A 12,849-nucleotide genomic window follows, 5' to 3' on the forward strand; every position below is an offset into this window, starting at 1 on the left:
ATGATCGGATTATACCACCTGTCATTTCGAACGAGGTACGAGGAGAAATCTTTTACAAGCAGTAAGTCTAAATGAGACAAGCCTCACAACCAAATCGTCCTGCTGAATTTATTCGGCATCTCTCATGCTTAGTCTACTACTATTAATTGGCCGCTCGCCGCCGCGGAGGCTCCTTCTTTTTCTTGATAGAAAAGAAGCAAAAGATCAAGTCGGCAAAAAGGCTTCTTTGCCGCACAAGGCCTTTGCCCTGCAAACCAGACAGAACCACGGGCTGGAATCTTTTGCCCTACTACGTTCGCTCATTGCCCCTCCCTTCAGCAAAATTTCCTATGCCCCTGCCACTCACAGGCCACCATCGTTCTGCCCGCTTTCGCCCGAAGCTGTTTTGCCGACGGGGGAGGACGAAAAGAAAATCCTCTTAATCTCATAAATCCGCTTCATCCCGGTTCAGACAATCAACCAACCCAAAAAAAGGGCCGCAGGCAACCCGTAAAATCCGATATCGAAATTCCGAAATCCAAAATCAAAATAATACATTTGCATATGCCTTACAAAGAACGCGAGATCAGTAAAATGTACTACACCATGGGTGAGGTTTCGGCCATGTTTGGTGTTAACCAGTCGTTGATACGCTTTTACGAGAAAGAATTTGATGTACTGCAGCCCAAAAAGAATAAAAAGGGCAACCGCTACTTTACCCCCGAAGACCTGGAGAATTTCAAAATTATTTTCCACCTGATAAACCACAAAGGATATACCCTGCAAGGCGCTAAAGACCACCTAAAGCACAACATGGGCGATACCCGCGACCATCAGCGTGTGATTGATTCGTTGGAAGAAATGAAAAAATTCCTGCTCGAAGTGCGCGATCAGTTGTAATTAGCCGCAGATATTCTATTTTTATTCCATAATTAACCTTATCACCGGGGTCGGAATAAAATATGATAGCTAAGCATAAAGGTGAGATACCTGTTATTGTACTTATACTCCCCTTTTTAGCAGGCATATACGGCGCGCTTTTATGTTTAAATAGCAATAGTACGCCCCCTTTAACCGCGCTGATTGTTTTTAGCCTTTTATTTATTGGCCTTAATTTAGTTTATACCCGTTTGCGGGTTTACAAAGCACGCTGGCTTGGCGGCGTGCTTATTTCTGTAATATTATTTTTGTTGGGATGGTTTGTTGCCATCCAACATAACGAACTGAATAAAGCCAATCATTTTTCTAAAAAACCAGCCCAACAGTTTGTAGCTATAATCACCTCCGAACCAAAGGTAAAAGATGACCTGGTACGCTTTACAGCCGATATTAAACAAAGTATTAACAACGGCCAAGCTTACAAAACAAGCGGCACACTGCTTATCAGCATAAAAGATGAGCTGGCCAAAAATTTGTTCTACGGCGAAGAGCTACTCATACCTGCCAAATATGCTCCTGTCGACCCGCCTTATAATCCCGGTGAGTTTAATTATAAAAAGTACCTGGCAAATAAGAATGTGCATTATCAGGCATTTTTTTATCCCAAACAATATAAAATAATTACAGCAGGCAAAGGCAACCCGGTAATTGCATATGCGCTTCAATTGCGACAAAACCTGGTTAATAAGCTAAAGGCCAATATGCAGGATACTACCGCCATAGCGGTGGCATCAACGCTTATACTGGGTTATAAAGCCGATCTGAGCAATGATATTTTACAGGCGTATTCTAAAACCGGGACTATCCATATCTTATCAGTTTCGGGCGGGCATGTGGCTGTTATTTATTTGTTGCTTGGGTGGATGTTAAGTTTTTTAAACAGGTATAAGCGTGGCCGTATACTCAAGGCTATTCTTATCATTGCCCTGATTTGGGCTTATGCCTTACTTACAGGTTTTTCACCCGCAGTATGCCGGGCAGCTGTAATGATAAGTTTGGTTATCACCGGTAAAACTTATAGCAGGTATATAAACAATTTGAATTTGCTGGCAGCGTCGGCATTCGCGTTGTTATTGTATGATCCTTTTTTACTTACCGATGTGGGGTTCCAACTCTCCTACCTTGCGGTTGGCGGTTTGGTTGTTTTTCAGCCTATTGTATATAACTGGTTTAATTTTAAAAACCGGATAGCCGACAAAATATGGCTGGCGTGCTCGGTATCTATAGCTGCACAGGTTATTACCTTCCCGCTGAGCGCCTATTATTTCCACCAGTTCCCGGTTTACTTTTTGGTGAGCAACCTGCTTATTGCCATTCCTATCATGGTTATTATGTATAGCGGGCTGCTTTTACTGATACTACCGCAAATACCTTACATTTCTAAAGCATTAGGCTATGTACTTGAACAGTCGATCCTATTGATGAATAAAGCGCTGGCCTTTATAGAGCATAGCCCGTACGCCAGCATCGGCAAAATATGGCTTAACACTGTTGAGTATTTATTGCTTTACGCGATCATCATCCTGCTTTTTTATTTTCTGTACGACAAAAAGAAATGGCTGATCAGCGCTACCCTTGCTTGCATGTTAGTATTCAGCGTTAGCATCAGCCTGAAACAATACAGGGTAAACGATACCCAATCCCTAACTTTTTTAAATCTGCGTAAACACGCCGGCATTGTTTTTAAAGATGGCAACCAGGGCGTTGTGTTAACTGATTTGCCCGAAACCGATAAGAACTTCAAATACTCCATACAACCGGGTTTGGATAGTAGTATGATAACTGATTATAAGGTATATTCATTAAATAAAAACATACATCTACCCTACCTGTTGAAGCAGGGTAACCTGGTGGCTTTTCAAAATAAAAAGTTGTTACTGTTAAACGATAGCTCGCAAATACAGTCTATTCCGCAGCAAGCAGCTATTAATTATTTGTATATAAGTGATGATGCTTTTGTTGATACAAACATTATTAAAAACAAAACGCTTATTATTGCCGCCAGTAATTCTGATAAATATATTGCCGGATTTAAAGAAAACATTAAAAATACACCGGTAAATTACAAAATATTAAAACGTAACAAATCGTTCATTATAACATCTAATCGGTACTAACAATTAAAAATATCTTAAAAAAACTTGCACACGAGTTAATTACACACTAAATTGTATCCATCAAATTAAAACTATGAAGAACAAATTGTTTACTGTTGCCCTGGGTATGGCCCTTACCGCAACAGCTATTAGTGCAAGTGCACAAAAAGCTTACAAAGAGGGCGTTATTACTATTGGCACTACAATGCAGGGCCAGGCAGTAGAAACCAAAAGTTATTTCAGGGCTGATTCTGCTGCTCTTGTATTTTCGGCAGGCCCGGCAAATATTAAGATCTTAACTGATGCAAAAGGCCAGTCGCTTGCTATTTTGGTTGATGTAGCCGTTGCTTCCATTAAAAAGGCAGCTATAGCTTCGCCTGCCGAAGTTGAAGAAGCTATGGCAAAACTGCCAACTTTCACTTTCACACCCGGCACCGAAACCAAAGTAATATCTGGTTTTAATTGCAAAAAGGTGGTAGCGAAAGATGCCAAGAGCGGCAAAAGCTATGATATATGGATCACCAACGATGTTTCGATCCCACAAACAGGTATAGCAAAATATTATGCTACAATTGGTGGTTTCCCTGTACAATACTATAATTTCCAGGACACCCAGTCGGTAGAGGTTACTGTTAAAAGTATAGCTGAGCAAAAAGCACCTGCAGGTACCTTTGGCATACCATCTGATTTTGAGAAGATCAGTTTAGATGATTTAAAAGCAATGAGCGGCGGCGGTAACTAAGCCAATCCGTTTTATAGTATTAAAGCCCGGTAGTTATTAATTACCGGGCTTTGTTTTTTAGTTTAATTCTGCGGATAAACTGTTTACCCAGTCCTTAAATAGCCGCGTTTCCATATCAACAGATTTTTGCGCGTGGCTTTCCCAATCGGGCGAAAATTGTTTTAACTGGTTTATCATTTCTTCCAGGTGGCCCTCTTCTTCTAATATGATAGATTTTACATTCACCTTGCTTCCCGCCTCGTCAAGCGCGTCCTGGTAAATCGGGTACAATTCATCGGCACGAACTTCTATTGCATAGGTTACCAGCAGGTAAGCCGCAAAGCGCAGTTCGGCACCTGTTAAATGCAATTCTTTTTTTAGGTAACGGCAAACATCGATATCTAACTGATTCAAATAATATTTGCTAAACGCCGGTGCTATCAGGTATTGCGAAGAATACGTTGGCAATTCCTTTCCTGTTTTTTCTATTTGTTTTTTAAGATAGAAAGCATGGCGATGCTCTTCGGCAGCATGCTTTAAAATAATATAGGTAACTGTTGCCGGGTCTTCACTGGCCGATATCTTGCGGGCGCCCGTATTTTCCATTAACGATAGCGTATTTAACCAGCGCGCGTGCAGCTGGTTATCGGCAATTATTTTAGGTAATATTGTGTTTAGTTCCATAGTTCAGATCTCATTGAGGGCTTGCTCAATAGTAGCGTAAATGTAGTCGAGTTCGTGGTCAGTAATGCAATATGGGGGTAAAATGTAAATAATGTTACCCAAAGGCCTTAAAATGATGCCGGCATTTAAAAAGTAATGGTAAAGTTTATCGCGTAAGCAGCTAAAATAGGAAGTATTGTTACCCGTTTCCCATTCCAGGGCCAGTATAGTTCCGGTTTGGCGGGTTGCTTTTAAGGATCTGTGCCCTTTAACTTTCTTTGCAAATGCTGCATGTTTGGCAACAATACGATCTATATTTTGTTGGGTAGATGCTTCCAGGAACAAGTCCAGACTTGCCAATGCTGCAGCGCAGGCTACCGGGTTAGCGGTATAAGAGTGGCCATGGAACAGGGTCTTCATTTTATCGTCAGATAAAAAAGCATCGTAAATATCCTGGGTACAGGTAGTAAGCCCGAAGGCCATGGTGCCACCTGTTAAGCCTTTAGAGAAGCACATAATATCCGGCTGGGTTTCTACATGGTTGCAGGCAAATGCTTTACCTGTACGCCCGAAACCGGTAAATACTTCATCGGCAATAAGTAGTACCCCCTCGGTACGGCAATGTGCCATAAGCTCGTCTAAATATCTGGCTTCGTACATGATCATCCCTGCCGAACCCTGAACCAAAGGCTCAAATATAAATGACGAGATCTGAGATTTGAGACCTGAGATCTGAGACTTTAATGCCTCTATATTATTAGCATTAGGCAGATCAATAAACTCAACCTCAAATAATAAACTATCAAAAGCCGCTGTAAAAGCACTTCTGCCGCTTACCGACATGGCCCCGAAAGTATCACCGTGATAGGCGTTCTTAAATGCTATTATTTTGGTACGCTGCTCACCTTTGTTATGCCAGTATTGCAGGCACATTTTTATAGCAACCTCTACCGCGGTTGAACCATTGTCGGAATAAAAGGCTTTGGCTTGATTAGACGGAAGTATAGCCAATAAACGTTCGGCCAGCTCAACGGCGCCAGGATGCGTAAAACCCGCGAATATGGCATGCTCTAATTGTAATAGCTGTTCCGCAATTTTTTTAGCAATGTATGGATGCGAGTGCCCGTGGATATTAACCCACCATGAAGAAATGGCATCTATATATTTTTTTCCATCCTCAGCATATAAACAAGTGCCTTCGCCCCTAACTATAGGTATTGGCGGCTGGGCCGTTTTCATTTGTGTGTAAGGGTGCCATATTACCTGTAAATCGCGTTCAACTAAGCTCATATTGTTTTAAGTAAAAGGTCAGCAACATATTGGTCTGTAGGAAAGGTAAAAGCATCTACAGTAAGTTCACTTAAGTTTACCCAACGGAAAGATTGTAAAACATTACCCTCGCCATCAAAATCAAACACAATGGTTTTGGTAGTGAACCGCAGATCAGATACCGCTTTTACCAGGTAATAAACGCTGATGATCTGCGAATCGTTAAAGGCCGATTTAACAAAGAAATCTGTGGTGTAAAAATGGCTTATTACTTCAACTTCGGTATTGCATTCCTCTACAAACTCGCGCTTAAGCCCTTCAATTAATCCTTCGCCATATTCTAAACCACCACCGGGGAACTTAGTGAATTGAATACCATACTCTTGCTCATCGCTGATCAACACTTCATTTTTATCGTTTATCAGCAAGCCATAAACACGTACGTTGAAAAACTTTTTACTCATAATGTTTTTTATTGCGCATTACCTTATCCATCGTCCACGGAATATCCTCTCTTTTTGCCTCACTCCTGATGGGGCAGTTAGGCATGCTGCAGTAGTGGCAGCAATACGGCAGGCATGGGTCTGTATGGATAAAAAATTCGGTTACTATTCCCGCGTTTTTATTTACCAGTTTTTCAACCAGTTTTACTTCTTCATGTACCCGGTTAAGATCGAAATAGTTGGGCAGCGTAAGGTGGCAATCAATATGTAATTCGTTACCATACTTTTGCGCGCGCAGGTTATGAATATCTATCCATTCGTCGCGGCGTTGTTCCCCTAAAACTTTTACCACGTTACTAATAATGATAAAATCGGTTTCATCCATTAATCCGGCCACCGAACGGCGGATCAGCTTGTAACCGGTATATAAAATGTACAAACCTACCAATATAGATAGTGCGCTATCCAGCCATAATATTTTGGTGAAATGTATGAGCAGCAAACCAATAACCAGCCCGCAGCTGGTAATCATATCGGTGAGCAAATGCCTGCCATCGGCTTCAATGGTGATAGATGGCAATATTTTGCCTTTATTGATCATGTAAAAGCCCAGCAATCCGTTTATTACACCCGTTGTACCAATAATAACCGCTCCCAGCAGCAGGTCATGAATAACCTCGGGATAGAAAATGCTGTAGGTTGATTTAATGATGATAATAAAACCGGCAATCCCTATCAGCGCCCCTTCTATAAACACCGAGAAATACTCTACCTTACCGTGCCCATACGGATGGTTCTCATCCCGCGGTTGCGATGCCAGATAGATGCTAAAGAACGCAAAGGAGCTGGCAACCACGTTAACAATACTTTCGGCAGCATCGGTCAGTACAAAATTGGAGTTGGTTAAAAAATAGGCGCCAAATTTCATTACCATCAGCACAGCGCCGGTAATTAGCGATATCAGTATTATCCTTTTTTGTTCCTTCAAAACCAACCCTTTTAGAGAGGCCAAACTTACGGAAATTTAGCTTTGGCATTTTGTAAAAAGTATAACATATCGCTCTGGGTATAGTTGTAAACCCGCGTTAGGAATTGAAGCGGATACCGGCCTGTGATTAATGCCTGCGCAGTATGAGCGTAAAGCCCGGCCGCAGGCAACGCCCATTGCAACACTTTTATTAATCTATTGTCAATTATTAAGCATTGATTTATAGATTCTTCCTTTTCAACATAATGACCAAATCTGTGCAAACAAATTTTCTATATTTGCCGCAATAAGACAACAATATATGAGCGCATTAAGTAACAGGATAAATAACCTGTCAGAATCCCAGACCATTAAGATGGCTAAAATGGGCCGCGAATTGGCTGCTAAAGGTGTAGATGTAATAAGCCTTAGCTTTGGCGAGCCCGATTTTCATACCCCTGAACATATTAAGGAGGCCGCTAAAACGGCCATGGATAAAAACTTTACTTACTATACCCCTGTTGCCGGCTACCCAGACCTGCGCAAGGCTGTTGTAGGTAAACTAAAGACAGAAAACAACCTGGATTATACTGATAGCCAAATTGTGGTTTCTACCGGCGCTAAACAAGCTATTGCTAACGCGGTATTATGTTTGGTAAATCCGGGCGAAGAAGTTATTATCCCTACCCCTTACTGGGTTTCGTACTCTGAAGTGGTGAAGCTTGCCGAAGGCGTAAGTGTTTTCATCGACACTACTGTTGAAAATAACTTTAAAATTACTGCCGAACAATTAGAAGCAGCCATTACGCCTAAAACTAAATTGTTCATGTTCTCATCGCCGTGTAACCCTACAGGCAGTGTTTACAGCAAAGAAGAATTGGAAAGCCTGGCTAAGGTTTTTGAAAAATATCCAAATATTTATATCCTGAGCGATGAGATCTATGAACACATTAACTTTATAGGCGGACACGAATCTATCGCTCAGTTTGACAGCATTAAGGACCGTGTGGTTATCATCAACGGATGGTCGAAGGCTTTTGCCATGACCGGCTGGAGAATTGGTTACACCGCATCTAACAGCGAAATTGCCGCTGCTTGCGATAAAATGCAGGGACAAATAACTTCCGGTACTTGCTCTATTACCCAAAAAGCGGGTGTTGCCGCTTATACGGGTGGTTTAGAAACGGTATTGCAAATGCGCGACCAGTTCCAGAAACGCCGCGACCTTGTTTACGGCTTATTAAAAGATATCCCGGGCATTACAGTGAATCTTCCTGATGGCGCGTTCTATTTCTTCCCTAATGTTACTTCGTTCTTCGGTAAAAGCTATAATGGTAAAACCATTAACGACTCTGACGAGCTAAGCATTTTCTTACTGGAAGAAGCGCATGTTGCCACGGTTGGCGGTGATTCTTTCGGTGATAAAAAATCAATTCGCATATCATATGCTGCTGCCGAAGATAAATTGGTAGAAGCTATGAAAAGGATCAAAGCTGCGCTTGGCAAATTAGTATAATACCAAGTAGTCATCCTGAGCCTGTCGAAGGGTAGTTCGCTAATGGTTCGACAAGCTCACCATGACAGCATAAAACATAAAAAAGCCCCTTGTCAAAATTGACAAGGGGCTTTTTGTTAAGTAAAATTTTGGTCTATAAATTACAATCCGAAACCGTAAGCTAAACGTAAACCTACTGCACCAAAGTTATTGCTTTGACCTGAGTAGTTTTCATAACGCACACCTACATCCCATGATTGATTAGCCCAACCTATACCTGGTGATGCCAATAGTTTGGTGTTAGTATGGAAATCTGGTCCGTCTTTTACTTCACCAAAGCCTGAAGTTTCGAAAGCAGCACCTATTTCACCACTTACATAAACGTTTTGGCCCAGGAAAGCTTTAATACCTGCTTTAACCGGAACCATACCATAAGATTTGGTTTTTACACCTGAGTTACCTAATTCTTTACCAAAATAATTTAAGTAACCCGATGTTAAAGTAAGGCCAATGTTATCTGCTACACCAAACTGTAACCGTGGTGTGATACCCACGCCTACATTAGATATGTCGTGCAGGTTACCTGTTGGTAACAAACCTTCTACTCCTATTCCAAAGCGTACACCTTTACCACTTATAGTTTGTGCGTTTACATTAGTTCCTACGAATATAGCGGCTGCTGTAAATGCTGCGGCTACTAATTTTGTCATTCTTTTCATTGTTGTGTTTTTAGTAATACAAATATTAATTGTAATACACCCCACTAATCAAATACTTTGCCACAGCGGTGTATTCTGTACAAATAATAGTAACAAAATGAAAAAAAATGTGTGTTTTATAACCGTTAAAGCCATTTATACACTGATAATCAATATGGTCGCTGCATTATTTGTAAATGAGTAATTGGTTTAATTTAATATATCGTTATAATCGGCATCAGCTGATTTACGTGTTTGATTAACTACAAAAGTGTATGGTGTTATATATATAACAGTTGTTGTAACAGTTAAATTTTCATGTGTATTTCATGCCACTATAGCCTGTATAACTGTATTAAAACAAAAAAGCCCCTTAAAAAGGAGCTTTTCATATTATACTTCCGGATCAATTTCCGGGTCGGGTTTATAATTTTTCTCCATTTCGGCAAGTTTAGCTTCACCGAAGGAGTATTTTGTAATTATATAGTAGAGCACCGGCACTATAAATATGGCCAGCGATGTTGCTGCAAGCATACCGCCGAACACTGTCCAGCCAATTGTTTGCCTTGCTTTGGCACCTGCACCCGATGCTATTACCAATGGTAACACACCTAATATAAATGCCATCGACGTCATGATGATTGGCCTTAAACGAAGCCTTACGGCTTCGAGTGTAGCTTTTTCCAGGTTCATACCCCTATCCACACGTTCTTTGGCAAACTCCACTATCAAAATGGCGTTCTTAGCGGCCAAACCGATCAGGGTTATCAAACCAATTTGCGCGTATACGTTATTGGTTAAGCCGGGTTTAAACGTTAGGAACAGTATCGCACCAAATGCACCAAGCGGTACAGCTAACAATACAGAGAACGGCACCGACCAGCTTTCGTATAAAGCTGCCAGGAACAGGAATACAAACCCTATTGATAAAGCAAATATGTAAACCGTTTTCGAACCCGATAACAACTCCTCGCGGCTTAAGCCCGAAAACTCGTAACCATAACCTTGCGGCAGGGTTTCGGCGGCAACCTCTTTTAGGGCGGTTATAGCGTCGCCGCTACTGTAACCCGGTTTGGTGCTACCGTTAATTTCTGCCGAACGGAACAAGTTATAGTGCGATATTAATGGCGCGTTCTCTATAACTTTATAACTGGTAAGCGTACTAAGCGGTACCATGGCACCGGCTTCGTTACGTACAAAATACTGCCCTATGTTTTGGATATTGGTACGGTAGTTTGTATCAGCCTGTGCTACTACCCTAAAGTTACGGCCGTAAACAGTAAAGTCGTTTATATAAGAACTCCCCATATAGGTTTGCAGGGCATTGTTTACATCAGATATTTTCACACCTAATTTTTTTGCCTTTTCCCTATCTATAGTTAGCTGATAAGCCGGGGTATGGGCGGTAAAGAAAGAGAATGCTTTTGCAATTTCGGGGCGTTTGTTAACAGCAGTCACAAAATCATTTAACACTTTTTCAAAATTCTTGATATCGCCACCGGCCTCTTTTTCTTGTAATATGAACGAGAAACCACCTGTGTTACCTAAACCTGGAATAGCCGGCGGAGAAATTACTACTACGCTTGCCTCTTTAAACCTTGCCAGTTTACCCTGTATGGTTTTTATAACACCGTCTAACTGGTCTTTTTCGTCTTCACGTTTATCCCAGGGTTTTAACTGTACAAATATGGTAGCACTGTTAGATTTTGTCGCGAAGTTAACCGCGTTCAATCCGCCCAGCGCCGCGTAATGATTTATGGCCGGTACGCTATCTAACACCGCCATCATCTCGTGTAATACAGCAACGGTACGTTCTGTTGATGAGCCTTCCGGCAAATCGTAGGTTACGTATACACGGCCTTCATCTTCCAACGGAATAAAGCCTGATGGTTTTCCCTTAAATAACAGGATAGTACCAATTACTATACAAACCAATATGATAACTATAAACTTAGAATGCTTAATGCCCCTGTCTACCGCGTTACGGTAGCGGCCGGTTATTCTTTCAAACCATTGATTAAACTTAAAGAAGAGCCTGTTTAATCCGGTTGATTTTTCATCAATTTTATGCGGGCGTAATAATATGGTACACAATGCCGGCGTAAGCGATAGCGCCACAAATGCCGATATCAATACAGATATAGCTATGGTTATAGCAAACTGCTGGTATAAACGGCCAACTATGCCCGGCACAAACCCCACCGGTACAAATACCGCGGCAAGGATCAATGCTATCGCGATAACCGGTGCGGATATATCACGCATGGCATGTTCAGTGGCCTCTTTTGGCGACATCCCCTTCTCGTCCATATAATGCTGTACGGCCTCTACTACCACAATGGCATCATCCACCACAATACCAATAGCCAGTACAAAACCAAACAGCGTTAAGGTATTGATGGTAAACCCAAGCGGTATAAAGAAAATGAAAGTACCAATAATAGATACAGGGATGGCCAACACAGGGATAAGTGTTGTACGCCAGTTTTGCAGGAATAAAAACACCACTATAATTACCAGTGCAAGGGCAATTACAAGAGTTTCGATCACCTCATGTAAAGATACCTTTACCACAGTAACAGACTCGAACGGTACCACAAAATCAATATCCTTAGGGAATGATTTTTTTAGCTCGTTCATTGTAGCGGTAACATTATCAGCAGTTTCGATAGCGTTACTACCGGGCGCCTGGTATATCAACAGGTACGATGCCCTTTTACCATCAACATACGAATTACCCGCATAGTTAAACTTACCCAGCTCAACGCGTGCTACATCTTTTAAATGCACTACCGCGCCGTTATTAGGCTGTGTTTTAACTACAATATTCTCAAATTCAGATTTATCGGTAAGGCGGCCTTTTACAAGCACGGTATACTCAAAGGTTTGCCCCTTCATTTGCGGGGTTGCGCCTACTGTACCTGCTGCAACCTGCGCGTTTTGTTCCTGTAAGGCGGCAGTAACATCGGCGGCAGTCATATTCAGGGCGGCCATTTTATCCGGCTTAAGCCAGATACGCATACTAAAATCATCAGCACGGGTAAACACGTCGCCCACACCTTTGGTACGCAGCAAAGCATCTTTTATAAATACGTTGGTATAGTTATCTGTAAAGGTAACGTCGTGTGTGCCGTTTGGCGAGAACATGGCCACAAGCATTAATATACTTGGGTTACGTTTACGTACTATCATACCCAAACGCTGTACTTCTTGCGGCAAGGTTGGCAGGGCTATACCTACACGGTTCTGCACATCAAGCGCGGCATTATTAATATCGGTACCAACTTCAAAGTTAACGGTCATGCTCATTTGGCCGTTGCTGGTACTGTTACTTTGCAAATAGGTCATGCCGGGGGTACCGTTCACCTGTACCTCTACCGGTGTGGCAACAGTTTGCTCTACTGTTAAAGCATCAGCACCTGTATAGTTACCGGTTACCTGTACTGTAGGCGGGGTAATTTCCGGGTACTGCCCAATAGGCAGGCTCATTATAGCCAAAATTCCAACGATCAGGATAACCAGGGAGATAACAATAGCGGTTACCGGGCGTCGTATAAAAGTATCTGCGATCATTCTTTT

Annotated in this window: 11 protein-coding genes; 5 read left to right on the top strand and 6 right to left on the bottom strand. The window is 41.9% G+C overall.

All coding sequences use genetic code 11. The features are described from left to right. The first annotated feature begins 124 nt into the window (after positions 1-124). From NPE20_RS05750 to NPE20_RS05765, 4 genes are all read left to right on the top strand, one after another. Positions 125-430 (top strand): hypothetical protein, encoded by a 306-nt coding sequence (locus tag NPE20_RS05750; protein WP_256537654.1) that lies wholly within the window; start codon positions 125-127, stop codon positions 428-430. A 113-nt stretch (positions 431-543) separates the two neighbouring features. Beyond that, positions 544-879: a MerR family transcriptional regulator gene (locus NPE20_RS05755; protein WP_256537655.1), complete on the top strand. Its 336-nt coding sequence runs from the start codon at positions 544-546 to the stop codon at positions 877-879. 62 nt (positions 880-941) lie between these two features. Next, positions 942-3,035, top strand: coding sequence for a ComEC/Rec2 family competence protein (locus NPE20_RS05760; protein ID WP_256537656.1), 2,094 nt, complete (start codon positions 942-944; stop codon positions 3,033-3,035). A 73-nt stretch (positions 3,036-3,108) separates the two neighbouring features. Then, entirely contained in the window at positions 3,109-3,756 is a 648-nt protein-coding gene (locus tag NPE20_RS05765) for a DUF4412 domain-containing protein (protein ID WP_256537657.1), read from the top strand. Between the two features lie 57 nt (positions 3,757-3,813). Here the strand turns inward: NPE20_RS05765 and NPE20_RS05770 are convergent, their stop codons facing one another. The 4 genes from NPE20_RS05770 to NPE20_RS05785 are packed head-to-tail and all read right to left on the bottom strand — an operon-like array spanning position 3,814 to position 7,098. Continuing rightward, on the bottom strand, positions 3,814-4,419 hold the full coding sequence (locus tag NPE20_RS05770; RefSeq protein WP_256537658.1) for a hypothetical protein: 606 nt from the start codon (positions 4,417-4,419) through the stop codon (positions 3,814-3,816). 3 nt (positions 4,420-4,422) lie between these two features. After that, on the bottom strand, positions 4,423-5,688 hold the full coding sequence (bioA, locus tag NPE20_RS05775; protein ID WP_256537659.1) for an adenosylmethionine--8-amino-7-oxononanoate transaminase: 1,266 nt from the start codon (positions 5,686-5,688) through the stop codon (positions 4,423-4,425). Then, entirely contained in the window at positions 5,685-6,131 is a 447-nt protein-coding gene (locus NPE20_RS05780; protein ID WP_256537660.1) for an NUDIX domain-containing protein, read from the bottom strand. The genes bioA and NPE20_RS05780 overlap by 4 nt, the downstream gene beginning before the upstream one ends. Then, complete coding sequence (locus tag NPE20_RS05785; RefSeq protein WP_256537661.1) at positions 6,124-7,098, bottom strand: cation diffusion facilitator family transporter; 975 nt, start codon at positions 7,096-7,098, stop codon at positions 6,124-6,126. Before NPE20_RS05785 ends, NPE20_RS05780 begins: the two co-directional genes overlap by 8 nt. A gap of 301 nt (positions 7,099-7,399) precedes the next feature. On the opposite strand from NPE20_RS05785, the gene NPE20_RS05790 reads away from it, so the two are divergent. Then, positions 7,400-8,593, top strand: coding sequence for a pyridoxal phosphate-dependent aminotransferase (locus tag NPE20_RS05790; RefSeq protein ID WP_256537662.1), 1,194 nt, complete (start codon positions 7,400-7,402; stop codon positions 8,591-8,593). A 140-nt stretch (positions 8,594-8,733) separates the two neighbouring features. On the opposite strand, the gene NPE20_RS05795 is transcribed toward NPE20_RS05790, so the two are convergent. Further along, on the bottom strand, positions 8,734-9,291 hold the full coding sequence (locus NPE20_RS05795) for a hypothetical protein (protein WP_256537663.1): 558 nt from the start codon (positions 9,289-9,291) through the stop codon (positions 8,734-8,736). Positions 9,292-9,663: 372 nt separating this feature from the next. After that, the gene (locus NPE20_RS05800; RefSeq protein ID WP_256537664.1) at positions 9,664-12,843 is read right to left on the bottom strand and encodes an efflux RND transporter permease subunit; all 3,180 of its coding nucleotides are present in this window, start codon (positions 12,841-12,843) and stop codon (positions 9,664-9,666) included. Between the last annotated feature and the right edge of the window lie 6 nt (positions 12,844-12,849).

The sequence above is a fragment of the Mucilaginibacter aquariorum genome (genome assembly GCF_024498135.1).
GTDB classification, from domain to species: domain Bacteria; phylum Bacteroidota; class Bacteroidia; order Sphingobacteriales; family Sphingobacteriaceae; genus Mucilaginibacter; species Mucilaginibacter aquariorum.